Source organism: Telluria sp. ZB4P36 (assembly GCF_059685865.1).
Genome location: NZ_JCASIE010000025.1, coordinates 44,948 through 67,744 on the forward strand (window position 1 = coordinate 44,948; position 22,797 = coordinate 67,744).

A 22,797-nucleotide genomic window follows, 5' to 3' on the forward strand; every position below is an offset into this window, starting at 1 on the left:
GGTGGTATGGACAGCGCGGCATCGGAAAAATCCATTATAGCGCTCGACCACTGGCTGCAATCGCCGGCGGGCGCCTACGTGCGCGCCTTCGAGCAGGCCTGCCTCGACGAGCTGACGGTCGATATCTTCGGCTTCAATGCGCTGCAGATCGGCGTGCCCCAGCTGGATGCGCTGGCGGCCAGCCGCATGCCCAACAAGTGGCAGGCGGCGATCCGCACCTCGACCGCCGACGAGCTGGCCTTCGCGGCCAGCGGCAAGCAGATCGCGGTGGCGCTCGATTTCTCCGAGCTGCCCTTCGCATCGCACAGCATCGACCTGGTGGTGCTGCCGCACGTGCTCGAGTTCGCCAGCGAACCGCACCAGGTCTTGCGCGAGGTCGAGCGCGTCCTGATTCCGGAAGGGCAGTTGATCATCTGCGGATTCAATCCGGCCAGCCTGTGGGGCATGCGCCAGGGCGTGGGCAAGGTGACCCGCAGCGGCTACCTGCCGGCCTCCGGCGAGTTCATCTCTATGCCGCGCCTGAAGGACTGGTTAAAATTGCTGAATCTCGGCGTCAGCCGCAGCCACTTCGGCTGCTACGCTCCGCCGTGCCGGACAACCCATTGGCTGAGCCGGTTCTCGATGATGGAGTCGGCCGGCCGGCGCTGGTGGCCCTACCTGGGCGCCGTGTACGTGGTCCACGCCATCAAGCGGGTCAAGGGCATGCACATCATCGGACCTGCATGGAACAAGAAAACGAGCAAGCGCCCGGCAGCAGTGCCGGCTGCGAATAGAGAATGAGCGACACACAAACCAATTCAAGCAAGGTGGAAATCTTCACCGACGGCGCCTGCAAGGGCAATCCCGGTACCGGCGGCTGGGGCGCGCTGCTGGTCTCGGGCGGCCACGAAAAGGAAATCTTCGGCGGCGAGCCGAACACCACCAACAACCGCATGGAGCTGCGTGCCGTGATCGAGGCGCTGGGCGTGCTGAACCGCCCCTGCCAGGTGGTGCTGCACACCGACAGCCAGTACGTGCAGAAGGGGATCTCGGAGTGGATCCACGGCTGGAAGGCGCGCGGCTGGAAGACCTCGACCAGGGAGCCCGTCAAGAACGACGACCTGTGGAAGGCGCTCGACCTGGCCCAGCAGCAGCACGCGGTCGAATGGCGCTGGGTGCGCGGCCACAACGGCCATCCGGGCAACGAGCGTGCCGACGTGCTCGCCAACCGCGGCGCAGCGTCCGTGCGCCGATAAGACAGTTGTTGCAGCCGCGGTTTGCTATACTGCGGCTCGCTCCAACTCATCAGTAAACGCCCATGCGCCAGATCGTCCTCGATACCGAAACCACCGGCCTGAATCCCCGCACGGGCGACCGCATCATCGAGGTCGGTTGCGTGGAGATCTTCAACCGCAAGCTGACCGGGAATAATTTTCACCGCTATATCAATCCGGAGCGCGATTCGGACGAGGCGGCGCTGGCCGTCCACGGCCTCACGACGGAATTCCTGAGCGACAAGCCGAAGTTCCACGAGATCGCCGAGGAACTGCGCGCCTTCGTGCGGGGCGCCGAAGTCATCATCCACAATGCCCCCTTCGACCTGGGCTTCCTGAACGCCGAGTTCGCACGCCTGGGGCTGCCGCCCTTCACGGATTATTGCAACGGCGTGATCGACACCCTGGTGCAGGCCAAGGAGCTGCATCCGGGCAAGCGCAACTCGCTGGATGCGCTGTGCGACCGCTACGAAATCTCGAATGCGCACCGCAAGCTGCACGGCGCGCTGCTCGACTCCGAGCTGCTGGCGGACGTGTATCTCGCAATGACGCGCGGCCAGAACTCACTGACCATGGATATGGCGGTCGAGGCGAGTGCCGGCGGCGAGCTGGGCGATGCGGGCCCCTTGGGCGAGATCATCGTGCTCGCGGCAAGCAGCGACGAGCTCGCCGCGCACGAGGAGGTACTGGCCGGCCTCGACAAGAACGTAAAAGGCAGCTGTGTGTGGAGGAATTATTCTCCAGCAGGGGTGACGGCAGGGTGATCCTGTGGCATAATACGCCTCGCTTCGGGAGGTTAGCTCAGGGGTAGAGCACTGCATTCACACTGCAGGGGTCGCAAGTTCGAAACTTGCACTTCCCACCAAGGATTCATCAGGAAAGCCGCGCACAGTGCGGCTTTTTTGTTTCTGCAGCAAGGCATGCGCGATCGATGCAAATGCCGGTGATTGCAGTTTGATATTGATGAATCTCAATAGTTAGTGCATAATACGCGCACTCGGGAGGTTAGCTCAGGGGTAGAGCACTGCATTCACACTGCAGGGGTCGCAAGTTCGAAACTTGCACTTCCCACCAGGATTTCAAAAGGCCCGCAACGGAAACGTTGCGGGCCTTTTTTGCATGTGCGCTCAGGCCTGGCGTCGCCGCGGCCGAAGCTGGAGTGCGCCGCGCGCAGCCAATGCACCGAGTCCGAACAGCGCCAGCGCATGCGGCTCGGGGACCTCGTTCATGCGCACATCGCGCAGGTAGCCCGTCGCGCCGCCGCAGGCGAAGCGGCCGCAGCCGGCGCCGGGCATGCCGGCGTCGCTGTTGGCGTCGACGATTGTGAACAGCGTGCCGGCTGAGCGCATGTCGATATGGCTCTCTGCATTGTTGGCATAGATGCGTCCGCTCAGATAGCCGCCGGCTTCGAAGCGGATGTCCATGTTCAGGTGCCCGAGGCCATTGCGGAACTTCTCGGTCGGCGGCTGGTAGCTCATGTAACCGGCAATGCCCGGGAAGGTGTACAGCAGCGACAGCAGGCCGGAATCCGGATAGGACGAGCGGTCGTCGTGCATGGGAAGGACGAAGCTGAAGGCGCCGCTATCCACGGTCTGCTGGGTGAATTCGAGCCGGAACGTGATGTCGCGCGGGGTGCCGTCGTTGGTCGGGCGCCATTCGTAGATGACGCCCGCCTGGCCGGCAAGGGGAGCGAGCAGGCAGGCCGCGAGGGCCAGGGTGGATGCGAGTTTCATCGGCGTCTCCGGAAATAATGTTCATTATTATCTAATAAACAATTTTCGCGGCGCACTGTTGAGCCGTCCTCCGCTAGCCCGTCGTGCTTTGCGCGGCGCGCAACCAGCTGAACAGCACCGCCATCATGAAGGGACCGACGAACAGCCCGATGACGCCCAGGGTCGACACACCGCCCAGCAGGCCGAACAGCACGGCCAGGAAGGGCAGGTTGACGCGGTGGCCGATCAGCTTCGGCCGGATGAACTTGTCGACCATGAACAGTTCCACCGCGCCCCAGGTGAACAGGCCGAGCGCCGCGCCGGCATGGCCCTGCCCGAGCAGCAGCAGCGACACCATGGTGAAGGACAGCGGGGCGCCGCCCGGGATCAGGGCCAGGTAGCCGGTAATCACGCCCAGCATGGCCGGGGCCGGGGCGCCGGCGATGTAGTAGGCGATGCCCAGCACGATCCCCTCGAGCACCGCGATCGAGCACAGGCCGAGCGCGGTGCCGCGCACCGACAGCGGCAGGATGCGGCGCAGGTTGCCGTAGTGGTCGGGCAGCAGGCGGCTGCCTGCGCCGTCGACGTAGCGCACCACGGCCGGGCCGTGCAGGTAGAGGATGAACAGGGTCAGCAGGGTGAGGAACAGGTAGAGCGCATTGGCGAGGATCACCGAGCCCCAGAAGCGCGCCGCGCCGGTCAGGTGCGGCATCACGTCGCCGAGGGTGGTCTGGATCAGTGCGTTCAACCCGCCCGGCACCGCGAGGTGCTCGTTCCACCAGGCGAGGATGCGCTCGGCGACGACCGGGATGCCGGCCAGCCAGGCAGGGGCCGGAACGCCGACCTGGTTGAGCTCGGCCAGCAGGCGCTGCAGGCCGACCAGTTCGTTACCGAGGGCCTTGACCAGCAGCAGCGAGGGACCGAGGAAGCAGAACACCAGCAGGCCGACCAGCACGCCGGCGCTGGCGAGGCGCGGCAGGCCGCGCGCCTGCAGGCGTTCGTGCAGCGGCCAGGTGATGACCGCCAGCAGGCCGGCCCAGGCCAGCGAGCCGAGGAAGTGCTGCAGCAGGAAGGCCAGCGCGGTTGCGAACAGCACCGGCAGCACGAGTGACGAGTAGCGCATCCGGCTCCTTTAATGTGACATGCTCAGGCGTGCTGGAGGGCGGCGATGCGCTCCTCGCACGCGGGGTGACTGCTGAACAGCGACAGCACGCCGCCGCCGGCGATGCCCGAGGCAGCCATGTTCTTCGGCAGCGCGCCCGGCACAAAGCCGCCCAGGCGGGCCAGCGCATCGATCATCGGGCGCGGCGTGCCCAGAATCCGTGCGGCGCCGCGGTCGGCGCGGAATTCACGCCGGCGCGAGAACCAGGCCACGATGATGCTGGCCAGGATACCGAACAGGATATCGCAGACGATGGCCGTGATGGTGTAGGCGATGCCGGGGCCGCCGTTATCCTCGTCCTTGCGCAGGAAGCTGTCGACCGCGTAGGCGACCACGCGCGCCAGGAAGATCACGAAGGTGTTCACCACGCCCTGGATCAGGGTCAGCGTGACCATGTCGCCGTTGGCGATGTGCGCGACCTCGTGCGCCAGCACCGCCTCGACCTCGTCCCGGGTCATCGAGGCCAGCAGGCCGGTGGACACGGCCACCAGCGAAGCGTTCTTCGAGGCGCCGGTGGCGAAGGCATTCGGCTCGCCCTCGTAGACCGCGACTTCGGGCATCGCGATGCCGGCGCGGCGCGCCTGGGCCGCCACGGTGTCCAGCAACCAGGATTCGGTCCCGTTCGACGGCTGCCCAATCACGCGTGCGCCGGTCGACCACTTGGCCATCGGTTTCGAGATCAGGAGCGAGATGAAGGCGCCGCCGAAGCCCATCAGGCCGGCGAAGGCGAGCAGGGCGCCGAGGTTCAACCCGTTGGCGCCGAGGAAGCGATTCACGCCCAGCAGGCTGGCCGAGATGCCCAGCACCAGCATGACGGCGAGGTTGGTGGCGATGAGAAGTACGATGCGTTTCATGGTTCCGGTGTGCGTTGATCGATAGCGTCAAATGCGGCCGTGGCCGCATTTGCTCATGCATAAGGATAAAGCACCCGGTGGGTCCTGGAAAAGCGAAGAAATCAGAAACATTACTTCACTAAAAGAGAAGTAATGCAGAGGGGCGCCGCAGCGGACGGCGCCGGGAAGGGCTCAGCCGTGCAGGTCGTCGTCCTTGAGGGTGCCGTTGACGTACAGGCGCAGCAGGATGGCGACCGGCGGCGGGATCACGACGCCGGTTTCGAAGCGGCTGCCGCTGGACTGGGTGACGCCGAAACGGCTCCAGAACTTTTCCTGGCTCTCGCGCTTGCGGATGCGCAGGCGGCGCAGTTCATGCGGGGCCGCCGGCCAGGGCGCGTTGTGCGGCACCGCCTCCGCCACCAGGTCGATGCCGACCGAGTCCATACCGAATTCTTCACCCATCTTGCCAGCCATTGCTTCTTCCTTCCGTTCGCCCATGTCGAGACTCGCTTGCGGCCCGGCGGACCGCACCAAAGACTTGATCGTAGCCGGAAAGATATGCTCCAAGGCTCACGAAAAATCACGACCATGCACTTTTTGTAAATAGCGCCTTGGATACAGAAGTTGCCGAGAATGCTGCAAACTCGGGTATGATCCGGTAGTTTCTTTCTGACATCATTTTCGATCACTCTGCCGGCGATGAACAACAAGACCGAACCCGCCAACCCGCTCGCCCTCGCTTTCGCCGCGCGCGCCGTCAACCTGGTCGACTGCGGCCTGGTCGTGCTCGACGCCGGCCATGACATCGTCCTGTGGAACGGCTGGATGGTGCCGCGTTCCGGCTACGCCGCCGCGCGCGTGCGCGAGCGTTCCCTGTTCGACGTGTTCCCGGAACTGCGCGGCTCGCGGATCGAGTCGGCGGTGCTGGCGGCGCTCACCGAGGACATCGCCACCACGGTGCCGGCATCCAGCGGGCGCTCGCCCTTCCCGCTGCGCGAGGCCGGCAGCTTCGACGGCGCGCGCATCGAGCAGGCGGTCAGCGTGACGCCCTTCAGCGAAGGCGGCGAGCGCTTCTGCCTGGTCGAGATCCGCGACGTCAGCGGCACGGTGGACCGCGAGCGGCGCCTGCTCGACCACGCCGAATCGCTGCGTGCGCGTTCCTATGTGGACGGCCTGACCGGCATCGCCAACCGCCGCCACTTCGACGTCGCCCTCGACCGCGAACTGCGCCGCGCCCAGCGCAACGGCGGCGCCCTGTCCCTGCTGCTGATGGACATCGATTCCTTCAAGGCCTACAACGACCACTTCGGCCACCAGGAGGGCGATGCCTGCCTGAGCACGGTGGCCCAGGCGCTGGCCGCCATGTGCAAGCGCCCGGCCGACGTCGCCGCGCGCTACGGCGGCGAGGAGTTCGCCGCGATCCTGCCCGACACCACGGCGGAGCAGGCACGCGCCCATGCCGAGGCGATCCGCGAACACGTGGCAGGGCTGCGGCTGCCGCATGCCCCGAATGCGCTGCGCCCCCACGTCACCCTCAGCATCGGGGTGGCGGGCTTCGACCAGACGCGCCTGAATGAACCGGCGCGCCTGATCGAGGCGGCCGACAAGGCCCTGTATGCCGCCAAGCGGGGTGGGCGCGACCGCGTGGTGGTCGACGGCGACGCGCCGGCCCAAGTCCTGTAGAATTGCCGTTAAGAAATAACGTTAAGAATATTAACGCGCGCATCTCTGTCAGATCCGATAGCGCCAAGTCCGGCTTGGCTCGTGTACACTCGGGCCGCGAGGCTTGCCGCGCGCTGCTGCGGACACGAAGGGATTTCACGACTTCTTATGCTGATCGGCCATTACGAACCCAAGCTGGTGCTGCTCTCGATCCTGGTCGCGATCTTCGCGTCCTACACGGCGCTGAGCCTCGCGTTGCGGGTCAAGCGATCGCAGGGCTACGCGCCGCATGCCTGGATGGCCGGCGGCGCCTTCGCCATGGGCAGCGGCATCTGGGCGATGCACTTCATCGGCATGCTTGCGTTCCGCCTGCCGATGCCGCTCGCCTACGATCCCCTGATCACCTTCGTGTCCTGGCTGCTGCCGGTATTCGTTTCCGGCCTGGCCCTGTGGCAGCTGCGCCACCGCGAACTGGGCGGGCGCCACCTGGCCTGGGGCGCGCTGCTGCTGGGCCTGGGCATCAACGCGATGCACTATACCGGCATGGCCGGCATGCGCATGGACCCGGCCATCCGCTACGACCCCTGGCTGTTCCTGGCCTCGGTCGGCATCGCGATCGGCGCTTCCGCCGGCGCACTGTGGATCAGCTTCAAGCTCAACGAGAACGTCAGGCGCCGGCGCCTGTTGCAGCTGGGCGCCGCCGTCGTCATGGGCGGAGCGATCTCCGGCATGCACTATACCGGCATGGCCGCGGCCCATTTCGATGCCGCCAGTGTGTGCCGCGCCGCCGGCAACGGGGTCAACCAGGACCACCTGGCGATCCTGGTCGCGGTGGCGAGCTTCGCGGTGCTCAGCATCGCCTTGCTGGCCGCCATCTTCGACACCCGCCTCGAGTCGCGCACCCGCACCCTGGCGGCCTCGCTGGAGACGGCGGCCGAGCGCCAGCAACTGTACCTGCGCGAACAGAAGGCGCGGGTCGAGGCCGAACACCTGGGCCAGCTGAAGGACGAATTCCTGGCCACGCTCTCGCACGAGCTGCGCACCCCGCTGAACGCGATGCTGGGCTGGTCGCAACTGCTGCTGCAGGGCCACCGCGACGAGGCGATGCTGCGCCGCGGCCTGGAAACCATCGAGCGCAACGCGCGCGCCCAGTCGCAGCTGATCGAGGACATGCTGGACATGAGCCGCCTGATGGCCGGCAAGATACGAGTAGAAGCGCGTGCGGTGACGCCGACCGAATTCGTCAACGCCGCACTCGAGACCGCGCGCCCCGCGGCCCTCGGCAAGCAGATCCAGCTCGTGGCCGAAGTCGACTACGACGCCGGACCGGTGCTGGGCGACCTCGGACGCATGCAGCAGGTGATGTCGAACCTGGTGTCGAACGCGATCAAGTTCACCGAACCGGGCGGCCGCGTCGCCGTCAGCGTGCGGCGCGAAGGCGAAGAAGTGGCGATCGACGTCACCGATTCCGGGATCGGCATCGATCCGGACTTCCTGCCCTACGTGTTCGACCGCTTCCGCCAGGCCGACTCCTCGTCGGCGCGGCGCCACGGCGGTCTCGGGCTGGGCCTGTCCATCGCGCGCCAGCTGGTCGAGCTGCAGGGCGGCACGATCAGCGTCGCCAGCCCGGGGGAGGGCAAGGGCGCCACCTTCACCCTGCACCTGCCGCTCTGCAAGGGCGCGGCCCCGGCCGAGCCGCCGGCGCCCGCTCCCGCTCCCGCGGCGGACGGCGCGGCGGGCACCCCGTCCACGGGCAGCCTGGCCGGCATGACGCTGCTGGTGGTGGACGACGAACCCGACTCGCTGGAACTGGTGCAGCAGGTGCTGGCCGAGACCGGCGCCGTGATCGTGACCGCCACCAGCGCCAGCGACGCCCTGCGCATGCTCGAGCGTCACCAGCCTGACCTCCTGATCAGCGACATCGGCATGCCGCTGATGGATGGTTTCGAACTGATCCGGCGTATCCGGGCCGGGCGCCAGCGCAACCTGGCCGGCGTGCCGGCGATCGCGCTGACGGCCTTTTCACGCCGCGAAGACCAGCAGCGCGCGCTGGAAGCCGGCTTTGACGAATACCTGGCCAAGCCGCTGCGCCCGGCGGTGCTGCTGCAGACCGTGATCGGGATGGCGGGGCGTCGGGCGCTCAGCCGGGCGTGATTGCTAGCTGGCCGGCTGCCAGTACATGTCCGGCAGCACCAGGTGCAGCTGGAGGCCGCGCTCGTCGCCGGCGTTCTGGCCGGCAGCGCCGCCTTCGACCCCCTCGACGATGAAGCCGCGGTTGCGGCCCGCTTCCTTGCCCTTGTAGAGGGCGCGGTCGGCCAGCGCGATCGCCTGTTCCCAACCGAAGGCTTCACCGGAACCGAGCGGCAGCGAAACCGCCCCGGCGGTGGCGCTGACCTGCAGCACGGTGCCGTCTTCCAGCACCACCGGCGCGCTGGCGATGGCGTTCAGGATGCGCTGCACCAGCAGCGGGCGCCGGGCCTCGCTCACGCCCTGCGAATACACCAGGAATTCCTCGCCACCCCAGCGCAGCACCATGTCCGAACCGCGCACCACCTCGTTCAGGCGGCGGCCCACCTCGACCAGCACCGCGTCGCCGGCGGCGTGGCCGTGCTGGTCGTTGATGCGCTTGAAGTGGTCGATGTCGAGCAGGGTAAAGCAATCGTTGAAGGCTGCCTCGCTGGCGCGCATCTGGTCGACGAAGGAGCGCCGGTTGAACAGGCCGGTGAGGGGATCGTGGGCGGAGCTGTGCGCCAGCTCGGCGTTCAGTTCGGCCAGGCGGCGGCTGGTCGCCTGCGACTTCCGGTACAGCATGGACACGAAGCCGAGCAGCACCAGCGCCAGTACCGCCCCGAGCGAGGCCAGCGCCAGGCGCAGGTTGCGGTTGTGCAGCTCGGCGTCCTTGACCGCGTTCTCCTGGCGCAGGCGCTCGATCTGGGCGGCGCGCTCCTTGGCGTTGAACTGCTCCTGCAGGGCGGCGAATGCCTTGTTGCGGCGTTCGACCGCCAGGGTTTCCTGGATCTCCTCGCGCTCGCGCACCGTCTGCAAGGCCTGCTTGTGCAGGCCTGCCTTTTCCTGCGCCACGCTCTTCTCGGCCAGGATGTTCGAGACGGCCAGCATGGCGCCGGCCTTGCGCAGCTCGCGCGCGGTGCGGTCGATGTACACCGAGCCTTCGGCGAGCCGGCCCTGGCCGTACAGCGCGAAGCCCAGGTTGGCATACACCATCTGGATGATGCTCTGGTCCGTCACCTCTTCGGACAGCGCGACCGCCGCGCGGGCGGCGCGCTCGGCCTCGACATAGCGCTGGCCCCGGAGCCAGGCGTCGGATTGGTTGCCGAGCACGTTCGCTTCGATCCAGCGCAGCTCGTACCTGCGCGCCAGCACCAGCGCGCGTTCAAAAGCGGCATGGGCCTGCGGCAACTGGCGCAGGGAGACGTAGGCACGTCCGTCCATGAAATGCATCAGGGCCTCGACCCGCGGCGGGATCGCATCCGCCGGCGCCTTGCGCCCGCTGCGCGCTTCGCGGTAGGCCTGGGTGGTTTCGAGCGCCTTGGCGGCGTTGTCGCTGTTGACGTACAGGCGCGCCAGCGCCAGCCGGATGTCGGCCTCGCGCGGTCCCCACGGTTCGGGCTGGCGCTGGACCAGCTCCAGCGCGCGCAGGTAGTGGCGCAGCGCACGGTCGTGCTGGCCGGTGGTGTTGTAGATCGCGCCGTAGGCCACCTCGGCATGGGCCTCGAACTCGCTGCCGGCCAGTGCGCGGTAGCGGGCATTCAGGGTTTCCAGCAGGGCCATCGCGGCGGCCGGGTCGTTGTCGTTGAGGCGCTTGTGGACGCGTCCGAGGCTGCCCAGCGCCACGTGCAGGGCGTCGCCGGCGGCGCCGGCGAGGGCGATGATGCGCTCGTCCACCGCATACGCCTCGCTCAGCTGCCCGGCATCGCCGTGGATGCGGCGCAGCAGGCGCAGGTAGCCGAGCTGCACGGCATAGGGCGCGCCGCTGGTGAAGGCGGGCGCTTCGGCCAGCAGCAGGCTGCGCGCTTCCGGAATGCTGCGCTCGGCCACCTGGGCCAGCTCGCGCAGGCGCAGCTCGGCCGCGGCCGGCGCGGCCGCCTGTGCCACGGGCGCGCCCGCGCAGGCACAGGCCAGCAGCAGGCCCCGCAGGTTCCTGCGCCACGCACGCATCGCCGGTCGGGATGCCAGTTGGATCGTTATCGTGGTCAGCTGCGGCAAAGGATGTCGGCGGAAGACGAGCGGCGGGAGGCCAGGCGGCTCGACGCCGCTGGATGCGGCGACAGGACGATTATGTTCTGTTGATTTGTGGAAATCAAGTGAGCAAAAACGCGCACGGCGTATACACAACGAACGTGGTTTTTTGCTTGAAATAAAAGAATTAGTCGCTTTTCATTACTTTACTTTGATTCCTAACAACAATCTGGTGATAATGTCAGGTCTGCAGAATTTGCAGAGGCAGCACGGCGAAAGTCGGTTCACGGGTCGAGCATGCGGTCTACCGGCCGAATGGGCAGAGCGCTACCGCAGGCATACAGTGCAGCGGCAACACAAGACGCGGAACCATACTATTTTTTGATTGGAGAACAAGTAGTGAGTCTTTTCAGAACCAAAAATCTTGACACGATGGTTGCCGCGGCCCAAAAGCCCGGCGGCCTCAAGAAAGTGCTCGGTCCGTTCGACCTCGTCCTGATGGGCATCGGCGCCATCATCGGCACCGGCATCTTCGTGCTGACCGGTACCGGCGCCGTGACCGCGGGCCCGGCCCTGACGCTCTCCTTCATCGTCGCTGCGCTGGCCTGCGGCTTCGCCGCCCTGTGCTATGCCGAATTCGCCTCGAGCGTGCCGGTGGCCGGCTCGATCTATACCTACAGCTACTTCACCCTGGGCGAAATCGTCGCCTGGATGATCGGCTGGGACCTGCTGCTCGAATACGGCCTCGCCACCTCGACCGTCGCGGTGGGCTGGTCGGGCTACTTCCAGTCGCTGCTCAAGGGCATCGGCATCGTGCTGCCCGAAGCGCTGCGCGCGGCCCCGGGCGCACAGCCGGGCGTGGACACCCTGATCAACCTGCCGGCCTTCCTGATCATGATCTTCCTGACCTGGATCCTGTCGATGGGCGTGCGCGAATCGGCCCGCGTCAACAACATCATGGTGATCATCAAGACCGGCGTCGTGTTCCTGTTCATTGTGGTCGGCGTCAACTACGTCAAGCCGGAAAACTGGCAGCCCTTCATGCCCTTCGGCTTCGGCAGCGTGATGAGCGCCGCCGCGCTGGTGTTCTTCGCCTTCATCGGCTTCGACGCCGTCACCTCGGCCGCGGAAGAAGTCAAGAATCCGTCCAAGGATCTGCCGATCGGCATCATCGGTTCGCTGGCAGTCTGCACCGTGCTCTACGTGATCGTCGCCGCCATCATGACCGGCATCGTCCCGTTCATGAACTTCAAGGGCGTCGACCACCCGGTCTCGCTGGCCCTGCAGTATGCGGGCCAGGACTGGGTCGCCGGCTTCGTCGACCTGGCCGCGATCCTGGGCATGAGCACCGTGATGCTGGTGATGGCCTATGGCCAGACCCGCATCCTGTTCGCCATGTCGCGCGATGGCCTGCTGCCGGCCAAGCTGTCGGAAGTGCACCCGAAATACGGCACCCCGTACTTCGCCACCTGGATGGTCGGCATCGTGTTCGGCCTGATCGCCGCCGTGGTCCCGCTCGACGTGCTGGCCGAACTGGTCAACATCGGCACCCTGGCCGCGTTCTCGCTGGTCTCGCTGGCCGTGATCATCCTGCGCAAGAAGCGTCCGGAGCTGCACCGCGCCTTCCGCTGCCCTGGCGTGCCGGTCGTCCCGGCCCTGGCCATCATCTTCTGCCTGGCCCTGATGTCCTTCCTGAGCTGGCACACCTGGGTGGCCTTCGTCGTCTGGCTGCTGATCGGCCTGGCGGTGTACTTCCTGTACGCCCGCCAGCGCTCGCTGCTCAACAAGCAGCAGTAAGCGCCCGGTAGCAACACCGCAGAGACGCCCGGCACCGCAGGTGACCGGGCGTTTTTCTTGCCAGCGTGCTAAGCTAGCCTGGACGCCGGCCCATTCCGGGCCGCGGTTTTCACGGAGACCGGATCCATGAGCGCCATCGTGCTGGGCAAGGGCGACGCCCTCCTGATCGTCGACCTGCAGAACGACTTCCTCCCGGGCGGGGCCCTGGCCGTGCCGCGCGGCGACCTCGTCATCGACCCCATCAACGCCCTCATCGACCTGTACCACGGGCGCGGCTTGCCCATCTACGCCTCGCGCGACTGGCATCCGGACGCCCATTGTTCGTTCACGGCCCAGGGCGGACCCTGGCCGCCGCATTGCGTGGCCGGCTCCGAGGGCGCGCTGTTCAGCGAGGCCTTGCGCCTGCCCGAGGAAGCGATCGTGATCTCCAAGGCACTCACGGTCGCCGAGGATGCGTATTCGGCCTTCAACGGCACCGGCCTGGCGCGCAGCATGCTGGCCGACGGCGTCACCCGGCTGGCGGTGTGCGGCCTGGCTACCGACTACTGCGTGCTCAACACGGTGCTCGATGGGATCGCGGCCGGCTTCGAGGTGCTGATCGTGCTGGAAACCACGCGCGCGGTGGAGGTCGCGCCGGGCGACGGCGACCGCGCGCTGGCGCGCATGCTGACCAGGGGTGCGCTGCCGGTCAGGCTGTCCGGCGGCCAGCTGGTCGCCGACGCCCAGCTCGGCGCGCTGCTGTAACCGGGGTCTTGACTGTATGGTATGTATTTTCTTGACCCGCCTTTGTTCTTTTGTAATCCCTTTCTTACATCCTCACAGCGCCGCTACCGATTTTGTGTACATGGACCAACCCGGATAATGTTGCCATCGTCCTAAGAGACCAACATGTTCCGAGACCATGAATTCAATGCTGCTGGCTGAGGCCGAGAAGCTTGCGGGCCCAGGCGTTTCCGCCACCCGGGAACGCTCGAAGCACCTGTACTTTTCCTTGTACGAGAACCCGCGCGCGCATCTGGACGAGGCGCGCGCCTACGTCGCCGACCAGATCGCCGCCGTGGCACAGCTGCCGAGCGACCTGCCGGCCACGCTGGCCGCGTTGCCGGCCTGGGTCGCGGAACGCACGGACGCCGTCGGCGCCCAGTACCGCGACTACCTGGCCGCGCGCAAGAATGGCGCGCCGCGCCGCTATTTTTCCTGCCGTGCACACGCGCTCTACTTCATCAAGGCGGTCGCGCCAACCAAGCTGGTCGACGGCGCCTGGCTGTATGGCTTGCTGAAGCACTGGGACAAGCCTGCCTACCACGAGCTGATCAAGACCTACCTCGAGGAACTGGGCGAGGGCGCGCCGAGCAAGAACCACGTCACGATCTACCGCAAGCTGCTGGCCACGCACGGCTGCGAAGGCTGGGAAGCGCTCGGCGAGGAATACTTCGTGCAGGGCGCGATCCAGCTCGCACTGGGCCACAACACCGGGCACTTCCTGCCCGAAGTCATCGGCTACAACCTCGGCTACGAGCAGCTGCCGCTGCACCTGCTGATCACTTCGTACGAGCTGAACGAATTCGGCATCGATCCCTATTACTTCACCCTGCACGTCACGGTCGACAATGCCGCCAGCGGCCATGCCCAGAAGGCGGTGCAGGCCCTGAAGCAGCTGATGCCGCGCGTGGGCGACGCCGACGCCTTCTACCGCCGCGTGCTCGACGGCTACCGACTGAACGACATCGGCGCCAGCACCACCTCGTGCATCGCCGGCTTCGACCTGCAGGCCGAGCTGGTCGACATCCTGGCGTCCAAGAGCAGCGTCGGCAAGAACATGCACTCGGATTACTGCCGCGTCGCAGGCCGCTCGGTCAACGACTGGCTGGGCCATCCGGCCCGCATCCCGGACTTCCTGGCGGCGCTGGAGCAGGCCGGCTGGATCAAGCGCGGCGAAGATGTCGAGCACAGCCGCTTCTGGAGCCTGGTGCACGGCGAGAAGGCCGAGATGTTCGGTGTCTTCAACGCCTACGAGCAGCAGGTGCTGCGCGACTGGATCATGTCGACCCCGGACGGCAAGCGCGCCGAAGGACAGCGCACCCTGACCTGGCGCGCCCGCCAGCGTACCCTGGACAACCTGGGCCAGCTTGCTGACCGGAGCGCCGATTTCCCGGAACGCGGCTTGATCCGCCGCCACCCGCGCCTGGAAGCGCCGGACAGCGAACTCCGGCTGCTCGAAGAGCAGGTGGCCGCAGCCGCCGGCAAGCAGGAGGCGATGGAAATGCTGGGCGGCCTGATGGCGCCCGAAATCCACCACACGGCGGTGGGCCTGATGGCCACCCGCATGTATACGCGGCTGTTCGACGCCTGAACCTGCCATAACGATTACAAGGATCTATTCGTGCAAATCCTGGAACAACGCTTCCTGCGTGGACCGAACGTCCACGCCGATTCTCCCTGCCTGCTGAGCGTGATCGACCTGCAGGAGCTGTACGGCATCTCCTCGAAAGACATCCCCGGTTTCAACGACGCATTGCTGGCCGCGCTGCCCTCGCTCGCCGGCCAGATGCTGCCGATCGGCGCGCGCGGCGGTTTCGCCCAGCGCCTGCGCGAAGGCACCTATCTCGGCCGCGTGATCGAGCAGGTCACGCTCGACCTCCAGACCCAGGCCGCAGGTTCTTCAACTTCGCCCGCCAGTTATGGGCGCACGCGCCCGGTCGCCGGCCGTCCCGGCGTGTTCCGCATCGTCTGCGCCTACCAGTCGGAAAAGCTGGTGCAGCCGGCTTTCCAGCTGGCCGTGGACCTGGTCACGGCCCTGGGCAACGAAGAAGAGTTCGACCTGGCGCCGCGCCTGGATGAACTGCGGTCGATCGCCGACCGCCATGCGATCGGCACCAGCACCGCGGCGGTGCTGGCGGCCGCCCACGAGCGCGGCATCCCGACCCAGCGCATCACCGAGGACGCCAACCTGTTCCTGCTGGGGTGGGGCGTGAAGCAGAAGCGCCTGCAGGCCACCACCACCGGCGACACCAGCTTCATCGCGGTGAAGATCGCCAGCGACAAGCAGCTGACCAAGGCCCTGCTCAAGGAAGCCGGTGTGCCGGTGCCGGAAGGTTCGGTGGTCGCCAATGTGGAGGACGCCCAGCGCGCGGCCAGGCGCCTGAATGCGCCGGTGACGCTCAAGCCGCTCGACGGCAACCAGGGCAAGGGCGTGACCGTCGATTGCCGCGACGACGAGCAGGTCGCGCGCGCCTTCGAGTTCGCGCGCCAGTACGGCCGCCGCATCATCGTCGAGCGCCATGTCGAAGGCCGCGACTACCGCGTGCTGGTGGCCGGCGGCCAGGTGGCGGCCGCGTCGATGCGCCGCCCGGCCCATGTGGTGGGCGATGGCGTGAGCAGCATCCGCACCCTGGTCGAGCGCGAGAACCAGAATCCGGCGCGCGGCGCCGGCCACAGCAACATCCTCACCCAGATTGCGCTCGACGAGCATGCGCGCGATATCCTGGCCAAGCAGGGCTTCGACGTCGACAGCGTACTGCCGGTCGGCGTGACGGCCGAACTGCGCGGCAATGCCAACCTGTCCACCGGCGGCACCGCCGAGGACGTGACCGACCTGCTGCCCGAATCGACCCGCCTGCTGTGCGTGCGCGCGGCCGGCAAGATCGGCCTCGACGTGGCCGGCATCGACATCGTCTGCCGCGACATCGCACTGCCGCTCGACGCCCAGCGCGGCGCCGTCATCGAAGTCAATGCGGCGCCCGGCATCCGCATGCACCAGTACCCCAGCGCCGGCCACCCGCGCGACGCCGGCGACGCCATCGTGCAGGGCCTGATGGGCGATTCGGATGGCCGCATCCCGACCGTCGCGGTGACCGGGACCAACGGCAAGACCACCACCACGCTCCTGATCGGGCACACCGTGCGCCTGGCCGGCAAGGTGGCCGGGGTGACCACCACCGAGGGCGTCTTCATCGACGGCAAGCAGGTGGCCAAGGGCGACTGCACCGGCTACTGGTCGGCGCGCACCGTGCTCGGTTCGCCCGACGTCGAATTCGCGGTACTGGAAACGGCGCGCGGCGGCATCCTCAAGCGCGGCCTGGCTTTTGATCGCTGCGACGTCGGCGTGGTGCTGAACATCGCGGCCGACCACCTCGGCCTGGACGGCGTCGATACGGTGGAAGACCTGGCCCAGGTGAAGGCGGTGGTCGCCACCGCGGCGTCGAAGGCGGTGGTGCTCAACGCCGAAGACCCGCTGTGCGTGGCCATGGGCCGGCGCGCCAAGCCGGAAGCCGAGATCGTGTACTTCTCGATGGACCCGGAAAACCCGGTCTTCCTGAATCACCTGGAAGAGGGCGGGCGCGGCGCCTACCTGCAGGACAATGCGGTGGTGGTCGCCGACGGCAACCTGCACCAGGAGCTGCTGCGGGTGGAAAGCATGCCGGTGGCCTTCGAAGGCCGCGCACGCTTCAACATCGCCAACAGCCTGGCGGCGACGGCGGCCCTGATGGCCTCCGGCTTCAGCAACATGCAGATCGCCACCGGCCTGTCCACCTTCGTATCGAACGGCCGCACCAATCCACTGCGCACCAATATGTTCGACATCCGCGGCGTGACCGTGATCGTCGACTACGCGCACAACCCGGCGGCCTACAAGGCGATGGCCGAGATGGCGCGCGCCCTGCTGCCGGGGCAGTTGGTAGGCATCGTCACCGCGCCGGGCGACCGCCGCGACGAAGACCTGCGCGAGGTCGGCCGGGTGTGCGGCGCCCGCTTCGACGAACTGGTGGTCTACGAATCCCAGAGCCGCGGCCGCGAAGTGGGCGAGGCGGTCGACCTGATCCTGGACGGTGCCGAGGAAGCGGCCGGCATGAGCGACACCCTGCACCGCGTGATCGAGGTCGGCGAGGCGATCCGCCACGGACTGGAGCTGTGCCGGCCGGGCGACGTGCTGGTGTTCGCCTGCGGCTCCTCGCTGCAGGTCTTCGTGGATGCGCTGCGGGTCAACGATCCGGAGAGCGCGGACCTGGTGGCGGCGCAGGTGTAATCAGCGCCGGAACGATCGAAGCGGCCTGCGGGCCGCTTTTTACATGGAAGATCAGAAGAAGAACTGCAGCGCCAGCGTAAAGACGTTCGGCTTGAGGGCGCTCGGCTTTTCCAGCGGCAGGCGCTCGTATTCGGCCGTGACGGCGGCATTCGGCGTGATCGAATACTGCAGGCCGAAAGCGCCGTAGGCGCCGGTCTCGTTCTTCCTGCCGAGCGCCGTGGGTGCCGGCGGGGGCAGGGCCGTGCGCCGCGTCTGGGCCACGCCCAGCTTGCCGTAGACGCTCAGTTTTTCCGTCAGCGGGATGCTGGGCTTGACCGCGATGTACATGCCGTAGCCGTTCCTGAAGTCGACGGCGCCGCCTTCGACCGCCAGCTGCTTGCCGACCTGGTAGCCGCCGAAGACCTTCGGGCTGGCCTTGGTGGCGGCGCCGACATAGTCGACCCCGGACACGCCGACACCGGCATAGGCCTGCGGCGCGCTGCGCACCGGTTCGGCACAGGCGGCGCCCGCGGCGACCATGCCTGCCAGGAGAACGGCGAAGACTTTCTGCATACCTTTTCCTTCCGATGTTCGAGCCGGTCCGCTGTCGTGAGGAGCGGGCCGGGTTACGGATGAGCAAGGTAACAGTAGAGCAGTGACATGAAAATGCCAAATTGTAACGAAATGCAAAAGATGCACTGATTACTACCCGCTTGCTCATCCGTTTAAGGAAGGCTTAAGGGAAAACGCCCCGATCAGATCGCCGCGGTCTCGATCCTGCGCGCCAGTTCCGGCTTATCCGGACGCAGCGCATCGGTCAGTTCAGACAGCGTGGTGCCGCAGCCGAACACCAGCACGTCGCCCGGTCGGCACAGCGACAGGCCATGGCGGATCGCGCTGTGCGAGGGCAGGACCACGCTCAGGGAGTCGTCCGCCAGCTTGCCGATCTTCGCGCCGCGCACCAGCAGCGCCGCGGTCTCGCCGTCCGGGCGGCCGCGGTTTTCGGTCTCATATACCACCAGGTCGTCGAATCCAGCGGCGCAGGTGCGGCCGATGTCGATCAGGTCGGCGTCGCGGCGGTCGCCGGGCGCGGCCACCACGCCGACCAGGCGGCCGGCAGTCATTGCGCGGGCACTCTCGGCCAGCGCCGCATAGGCGGCGCAGTTGTGGGCGTAGTCGACGATCACGGTCACGCCGTCGACGTCGAACAGGTTAGAGCGCATCGGGTTGTGCTTGGCGTCGGATACGAAGCTGCGCAGGCCGTCCGCGATCTCCTGGTTGCCGAAGCCGTGGGCGGTGAGGGCGGCGGCCGCCGCCAGGGCGTTGGCGATGTTGTAGCGCGCCGCGCCGCCCAGCGAGACCGGCATCTGGCGCGCATCGACCAGGGCCTCGTGGCGCGCGCCGTTGGCCAGCACCAGGGTCTGATCCTGCAGGTAGACGGCGCGGCCGCCGTTTTCCAGGTGGCGCAGCAGCACGGTGTTCTCGGGATCGAGCGAGAAGTAGATCACTTCCACGCCGTCGCGGAGCGCACCGGCCATCGCCACGCAGTAGTCGTCCTCGGCATTCAGCACCACGGCGCGCGAGGCGCGCCGCGCCACCACCGCCTTGACCCGGGCCAGGTCGTCGAGGGTGTCGACGCCGTCCAGGCCCAGGTGGTCGCTGGAGACGTTCAGCACCACCGACACGTCGACGCGGTCGTAGGCCAGGCCGCGCTTGAGGATGCCGCCGCGCGCCGTCTCCAGCACCGCGAAATCGACGCCCGGATCCGACAGGATGCTGCGCGCCGAATGGTAGCCGGTGCAGTCGCCCTTCCTGGTGAGCATGCCGTCCACGTACACGCCTTCGGTGGTGGTGACGCCGGTGCGCAGGCCGGCCTGGCGCACCGCGTGGGCGATCAGCAGCGCGGTCGTGGTCTTGCCGTTGGTGCCGGTGACCGCGACGGCCGGGATGCGCCCATCGCACTCGCCGAACAGCGCGTCGACGATGGCGGCGCCGGCGTCGCGCGGGGTGCCGCGGCTCGGGTACTGGTGCATGCGGATGCCGGGTGCGGCATTGACCTCGATGATGCCGCCGCGCTGCTCGCGCAGGGGCTTGGCGATGTCCTGGCAGACGATGTCGATGCCGGCGACGTCGAGGCCGATGGTGCGCGCGGCGCGGATGCAGATGTCGCGGGTCTCTTCCGGCAGCAGGTCGGTCACGTCCTCGGCGGTGCCGCCGGTGGACAGGTTGGCGTTGCCGCGCAGGTCGGCCGTCATGCCGGCGACGAGCACGCTGTCGAAGTCGTAGCCCTGCTTGGCCAGGGTCTCGGCGGCCAGCGCGTCGATCGGGATCCTGGTCAGGATGTTGGTGTGGCCTTCGCCGCGCGCCGGGTTGCGGTTCTCGATCTCGACCAGTTCGCGGATGCTCGAACGGCCGTCGCCGGTGACGCAGGGCGGGCGGCGCCAGGAGGCGGCGGCGACCTTGCGGCCGGTGACCAGCACGCGGTAGTCGCGGCCTTGCAAGTGCTCTTCGACGATGACCTTGCGGCCGTATTTGCGCGCATGGGCGAAAGCGCGCGCGACCTCTTCCGGCGTGCCGCAGTTGGTGGTCACGCCCTTGCCCTGGTTGCCGTCGAGCGGCTTGACGGTGGCCGGACCGGACAGGCGGCGCGCGGCGCGCAGCGCCTCTTCCTCGCTGGAGACGGTGGCGCCGGCCGGGACCGGCACGCCCGCCACCTCCAGCAGCGCCTTGGTCAGCTGCTTGTCGCTGGCGATGCCGACCGCGATCGAATTGGTGGCGCCGGTGATGGTGGCCTGCAGGCGCCTTTGGCGGCTGCCCCAGCCCAGCTGGAACAGATTGGCTTCATCGGTCAGGCGCAGCGCCGGGATGCCGCGCCGCTGCGCGGCCTGCACCACCGCGTTGGTGCTGGTGCCGATGGCGTAGTCTTCGGCGGTGTCGCGCAAGTCCTTGAGCGCCGCGTCGAGATCGAATGGACGGTCCTCGGCCAGGGCCTGGACCAGGTCGACGGCGGCGCGCAGGGCCGCCTCGGCCACCTGCTCGGTGGCGTAGCCGCACACCACGCGGCGTGCGCGCGGCTTGCCGTTCACCGCCAGGGTCGCGCCGAAGCTCCCCGCGGCACCGGCCAGGCGCTGGAGTTCCATCACGACCGGTTCCAGCGCCTCGACCACCAGGGCATCGTCTGCCAGGCGCACGGCGGCGTCGGGCGGCAGCTCAGGGAGCAGGGCGAAGAGGCGGGCGGCGAAGCCAGGCGCCTTGGTGGCAGCATCGTCGATGACCGCCATCAGGCAGGGGTTGTCGGCATACAGGTTGGGACCGCGCAGCAGGCGTTTTTCCTTGATCTTCATGAAATCGGGTTCCGTTTAGTGACGTTTTCCAAAAAATCGAGCAGCGGCGGGGGCAGGCCTTGTCCGGGCGCCGTCGGGCCGCTGGGTAACTGGTAGCTGCTGCCGGCCGGGAGCAGGTGCAGGCGCACGTCGATCAGTTCCGGCGTGTCGCGGTCCTTGATGTCGGCCACATTGGTGATCATGGTGCGGCCGTCGACGATGGTGACGGCGCCCTGGCCCAGCACTTCGATCCCGCGGCCGAGTTCGACCACCAGCGCGGTGTCCTCGTCGATGCCGATGCCTTGCAGGTAGGGGTTCTGGGCCACCACACTGAGCAGGCGCGACAGGCGCTGGCGTTCCGAGAAGTGCTGGTCGATGACCACCCGGTGCAGGAAACCCAGGCCGGCGCCCAGGCTGACCGAGCCTTTCTCGGGAAGGATCTCGGCGCGGCCCTGGGCCAGCATGTGGCCGGACATGGCCGAGGCCCCGGCACTGGTGCCGCCGATGGTGACGCCGCGCACCTTGAGCGCGACGTGCATCGCGGCGTCGAGGGCGCTGCCGCCGATCAGGGCCAGCAGGCGCTTCTGGTCGCCGCCGGTCATGAAAATACCGGTAGCCGCGTCGACCAGGCGCACGAATTCCTCGCTGTTGGCCTGCTGGCGGGTGGTCACTTCCAGGTGGCTGCGCTCGCTGACGCCGAGACTGCCGAAGGCGTCGTCGTAGATGGTCCACATCTCGTCGGCGATCGTGCTGGCGGCGGTGATCACGACGATGTTGGCATCGGCGCCGCCAGACAATTCGACGAAGCGCGTCAGGATCTCCATCTCGCGCTTGCGGTCTTCATGGCCGCCGATGATCACGAGGTGGCCGTTCTTGTTAACTTCCTGGTCGCTCATCGTTGGGTCATCTTCGAATAGGGCATGCCCTGGTTGCAATAGGCACCGGCCTCGGTACGGGTCACGCCGATCAGGCCGATGTCCACTTCCTTGTCGAACAGCTCGACGCCGCGCTTGAGTGCTTCCTCGAGCGCCATGCCGTGTTCGATCCAGCCGTAGACGGTGCGCGCCAGCAGGTGGCGCACGATGTGCTCGCCGATCCCGGTGGCGGCGATCGCGCCCAGCGAACCCGCATAGAAGCCGCTGCCGATGATCGGGCTGTCGCCCACCCGCCCCAGCAGGCAGGGTGCCGAGCCGCCGGTCGAGCAGGCCACGGCGAAGTGGCCGTCCGGGCCGCGCACCACGGCGCCGACGGTGTCGCAGGCGCTCGACTTGGGCAGCTGCAGCGGGGTCTTGTAATTCCAGAAGCGATCGAACAGGCGGTTGTCGATGCCCGGCATCAGGGGCACCGAACCGGCCAGTTCCTGCATCAGCTTGCGGTGGTCGGCACGCTGGCGTTCCGAGATCGGGGCGCCGCCCGGCATGCCGAGCGTGCGGGCGAAACGCTGCGCGCCTTCGCCGGCCAGCATGACGTGGGGGGTGTCGGCGATGGCGCGCGCCAGCTTCACGGGATTCTTCACGTCGCGCACACAGGCCGCGGCGCCGAGGCGGCCGCGGGTGTCCATGATCGAGGCGTCCATTTCGATGGTGGCGCCGTCCAGGCCCAGCGTCGAGCCGCTGCCGGCATTGAAGCGGCCGTCGTCCTCGAGCGCGGTGACGGCGATGATGGCGGCGTCGAGGGCGTCGCCGTTGACTTCCAGCTGCGCCAGTGCGCGGCGCGCGGCCAGCACGCAGCCGTCCTCGTGCTCCAGCGGTGCGCCGGCGCCGCCGTGGACGACGACTGCGCCGGCTTGTGGGGTAGTGCTCATGTGGTCCCTGATCCTTGTTATTTTGCGTTGCAGAATCCGCGGACTTGTT

General features: G+C 67.5%; 18 protein-coding genes and 2 tRNA genes. 11 read left to right on the forward strand and 9 right to left on the reverse strand.

The genetic code is table 11. The features are described from left to right. Window positions 1-6: 6 nt before the first annotated feature. From AC56LK_RS22785 to AC56LK_RS22805, 5 genes are all read left to right on the forward strand, one after another. Complete coding sequence (locus AC56LK_RS22785) at window positions 7-780, forward strand: class I SAM-dependent methyltransferase (protein ID WP_497186749.1); 774 nt, start codon at window positions 7-9, stop codon at window positions 778-780. Next, complete coding sequence (gene rnhA / locus AC56LK_RS22790; protein ID WP_436106149.1) at window positions 777-1,235, forward strand: ribonuclease HI; 459 nt, start codon at window positions 777-779, stop codon at window positions 1,233-1,235. The genes AC56LK_RS22785 and rnhA overlap by 4 nt, the downstream gene beginning before the upstream one ends. A 62-nt stretch (window positions 1,236-1,297) precedes the next feature. Continuing rightward, a complete protein-coding gene (gene dnaQ, locus AC56LK_RS22795) occupies window positions 1,298-2,017 on the forward strand; it encodes a DNA polymerase III subunit epsilon (RefSeq protein ID WP_497186750.1) in 720 nt (239 codons plus the stop codon). A 26-nt stretch (window positions 2,018-2,043) separates the two neighbouring features. Then, window positions 2,044-2,118, forward strand: a tRNA-Val gene (locus AC56LK_RS22800). A 134-nt stretch (window positions 2,119-2,252) separates the two neighbouring features. Continuing rightward, window positions 2,253-2,327 (forward strand) — tRNA-Val (locus tag AC56LK_RS22805). A 53-nt stretch (window positions 2,328-2,380) separates the two neighbouring features. On the opposite strand, the gene AC56LK_RS22810 is transcribed toward AC56LK_RS22805, so the two are convergent. From AC56LK_RS22810 to AC56LK_RS22825, 4 genes are all read right to left on the reverse strand, one after another. Beyond that, on the reverse strand, window positions 2,381-2,986 hold the full coding sequence (locus AC56LK_RS22810) for a PEP-CTERM sorting domain-containing protein (protein WP_497186751.1): 606 nt from the start codon (window positions 2,984-2,986) through the stop codon (window positions 2,381-2,383). 73 nt (window positions 2,987-3,059) lie between these two features. After that, on the reverse strand, window positions 3,060-4,088 hold the full coding sequence (locus tag AC56LK_RS22815) for an AI-2E family transporter (protein WP_497186752.1): 1,029 nt from the start codon (window positions 4,086-4,088) through the stop codon (window positions 3,060-3,062). 23 nt (window positions 4,089-4,111) lie between these two features. Beyond that, window positions 4,112-4,981, reverse strand: coding sequence for a protease HtpX (gene htpX / locus AC56LK_RS22820; RefSeq protein ID WP_497186753.1), 870 nt, complete (start codon window positions 4,979-4,981; stop codon window positions 4,112-4,114). A gap of 171 nt (window positions 4,982-5,152) precedes the next feature. Beyond that, window positions 5,153-5,434: a helix-turn-helix domain-containing protein gene (locus tag AC56LK_RS22825; protein ID WP_497186754.1), complete on the reverse strand. Its 282-nt coding sequence runs from the start codon at window positions 5,432-5,434 to the stop codon at window positions 5,153-5,155. A gap of 225 nt (window positions 5,435-5,659) precedes the next feature. Here AC56LK_RS22825 and AC56LK_RS22830 point away from each other — a divergent pair, with 225 nt between their 5' ends. Beyond that, on the forward strand, window positions 5,660-6,643 hold the full coding sequence (locus AC56LK_RS22830; protein ID WP_497186755.1) for a diguanylate cyclase: 984 nt from the start codon (window positions 5,660-5,662) through the stop codon (window positions 6,641-6,643). A gap of 147 nt (window positions 6,644-6,790) precedes the next feature. Then, complete coding sequence (locus AC56LK_RS22835) at window positions 6,791-8,776, forward strand: hybrid sensor histidine kinase/response regulator (protein WP_497186756.1); 1,986 nt, start codon at window positions 6,791-6,793, stop codon at window positions 8,774-8,776. 3 nt (window positions 8,777-8,779) lie between these two features. Here the strand turns inward: AC56LK_RS22835 and AC56LK_RS22840 are convergent, their stop codons facing one another. Continuing rightward, on the reverse strand, window positions 8,780-10,798 hold the full coding sequence (locus AC56LK_RS22840; protein ID WP_497186757.1) for a GGDEF domain-containing protein: 2,019 nt from the start codon (window positions 10,796-10,798) through the stop codon (window positions 8,780-8,782). A gap of 420 nt (window positions 10,799-11,218) precedes the next feature. Here AC56LK_RS22840 and bcaP point away from each other — a divergent pair, with 420 nt between their 5' ends. The 4 genes from bcaP to cphA (AC56LK_RS22860) all read left to right on the forward strand — a co-directional run bounded on the left by bcaP (window position 11,219) and on the right by cphA (AC56LK_RS22860) (window position 17,642). Then, window positions 11,219-12,616: a branched-chain amino acid transporter BcaP gene (gene bcaP, locus AC56LK_RS22845; protein ID WP_497186758.1), complete on the forward strand. Its 1,398-nt coding sequence runs from the start codon at window positions 11,219-11,221 to the stop codon at window positions 12,614-12,616. 126 nt (window positions 12,617-12,742) lie between these two features. Then, entirely contained in the window at window positions 12,743-13,360 is a 618-nt protein-coding gene (locus tag AC56LK_RS22850) for an isochorismatase family protein (protein WP_497186759.1), read from the forward strand. A gap of 157 nt (window positions 13,361-13,517) precedes the next feature. Continuing rightward, a complete protein-coding gene (locus AC56LK_RS22855) occupies window positions 13,518-14,969 on the forward strand; it encodes an iron-containing redox enzyme family protein (RefSeq protein ID WP_497186760.1) in 1,452 nt (483 codons plus the stop codon). A 30-nt stretch (window positions 14,970-14,999) separates the two neighbouring features. After that, on the forward strand, window positions 15,000-17,642 hold the full coding sequence (gene cphA, locus AC56LK_RS22860) for a cyanophycin synthetase (RefSeq protein ID WP_497186761.1): 2,643 nt from the start codon (window positions 15,000-15,002) through the stop codon (window positions 17,640-17,642). Between the two features lie 51 nt (window positions 17,643-17,693). Here cphA (AC56LK_RS22860) and AC56LK_RS22865 read toward each other — a convergent pair whose 3' ends face one another. The 4 genes from AC56LK_RS22865 to AC56LK_RS22880 all read right to left on the reverse strand — a co-directional run bounded on the left by AC56LK_RS22865 (window position 17,694) and on the right by AC56LK_RS22880 (window position 22,748). Beyond that, window positions 17,694-18,194, reverse strand: a complete 501-nt coding sequence (locus AC56LK_RS22865) for an outer membrane beta-barrel protein (RefSeq protein ID WP_497186762.1) — start codon at window positions 18,192-18,194, stop codon at window positions 17,694-17,696. A 182-nt stretch (window positions 18,195-18,376) separates the two neighbouring features. Beyond that, complete coding sequence (gene cphA, locus AC56LK_RS22870; RefSeq protein ID WP_497186763.1) at window positions 18,377-20,965, reverse strand: cyanophycin synthetase; 2,589 nt, start codon at window positions 20,963-20,965, stop codon at window positions 18,377-18,379. Beyond that, entirely contained in the window at window positions 20,962-21,840 is an 879-nt protein-coding gene (locus AC56LK_RS22875) for a cyanophycinase (RefSeq protein ID WP_497186764.1), read from the reverse strand. Before AC56LK_RS22875 ends, cphA (AC56LK_RS22870) begins: the two co-directional genes overlap by 4 nt. Then, the gene (locus tag AC56LK_RS22880) at window positions 21,837-22,748 is read right to left on the reverse strand and encodes an isoaspartyl peptidase/L-asparaginase (RefSeq protein WP_497186765.1); all 912 of its coding nucleotides are present in this window, start codon (window positions 22,746-22,748) and stop codon (window positions 21,837-21,839) included. The genes AC56LK_RS22875 and AC56LK_RS22880 overlap by 4 nt, the downstream gene beginning before the upstream one ends. Window positions 22,749-22,797: the final 49 nt, after the last annotated feature.

What these genes read in the sequence shown, in the direction of transcription:
- AC56LK_RS22880 (WP_497186765.1), bottom strand. Translation starts at nt 22,748, where the DNA reads ATGAGCACTACCCCACAAGCCGGCGCAGTCGTCGTCCACGGCGGCGCC.
- htpX (WP_497186753.1), bottom strand. Translation starts at nt 4,981, where the DNA reads ATGAAACGCATCGTACTTCTCATCGCCACCAACCTCGCCGTCATGCTG.
- AC56LK_RS22785 (WP_497186749.1), top strand. Translation starts at nt 7, where the DNA reads ATGGACAGCGCGGCATCGGAAAAATCCATTATAGCGCTCGACCACTGG.
- AC56LK_RS22815 (WP_497186752.1), bottom strand. Translation starts at nt 4,088, where the DNA reads ATGCGCTACTCGTCACTCGTGCTGCCGGTGCTGTTCGCAACCGCGCTG.
- rnhA (WP_436106149.1), top strand. Translation starts at nt 777, where the DNA reads ATGAGCGACACACAAACCAATTCAAGCAAGGTGGAAATCTTCACCGAC.
- AC56LK_RS22835 (WP_497186756.1), top strand. Translation starts at nt 6,791, where the DNA reads ATGCTGATCGGCCATTACGAACCCAAGCTGGTGCTGCTCTCGATCCTG.
- AC56LK_RS22840 (WP_497186757.1), bottom strand. Translation starts at nt 10,798, where the DNA reads ATGCGTGCGTGGCGCAGGAACCTGCGGGGCCTGCTGCTGGCCTGTGCC.
- AC56LK_RS22830 (WP_497186755.1), top strand. Translation starts at nt 5,660, where the DNA reads ATGAACAACAAGACCGAACCCGCCAACCCGCTCGCCCTCGCTTTCGCC.
- dnaQ (WP_497186750.1), top strand. Translation starts at nt 1,298, where the DNA reads ATGCGCCAGATCGTCCTCGATACCGAAACCACCGGCCTGAATCCCCGC.
- AC56LK_RS22865 (WP_497186762.1), bottom strand. Translation starts at nt 18,194, where the DNA reads ATGCAGAAAGTCTTCGCCGTTCTCCTGGCAGGCATGGTCGCCGCGGGC.
- AC56LK_RS22825 (WP_497186754.1), bottom strand. Translation starts at nt 5,434, where the DNA reads ATGGCTGGCAAGATGGGTGAAGAATTCGGTATGGACTCGGTCGGCATC.
- AC56LK_RS22850 (WP_497186759.1), top strand. Translation starts at nt 12,743, where the DNA reads ATGAGCGCCATCGTGCTGGGCAAGGGCGACGCCCTCCTGATCGTCGAC.
- AC56LK_RS22875 (WP_497186764.1), bottom strand. Translation starts at nt 21,840, where the DNA reads ATGAGCGACCAGGAAGTTAACAAGAACGGCCACCTCGTGATCATCGGC.
- AC56LK_RS22855 (WP_497186760.1), top strand. Translation starts at nt 13,518, where the DNA reads ATGAATTCAATGCTGCTGGCTGAGGCCGAGAAGCTTGCGGGCCCAGGC.
- AC56LK_RS22810 (WP_497186751.1), bottom strand. Translation starts at nt 2,986, where the DNA reads ATGAAACTCGCATCCACCCTGGCCCTCGCGGCCTGCCTGCTCGCTCCC.
- cphA (WP_497186763.1), bottom strand. Translation starts at nt 20,965, where the DNA reads ATGAAGATCAAGGAAAAACGCCTGCTGCGCGGTCCCAACCTGTATGCC.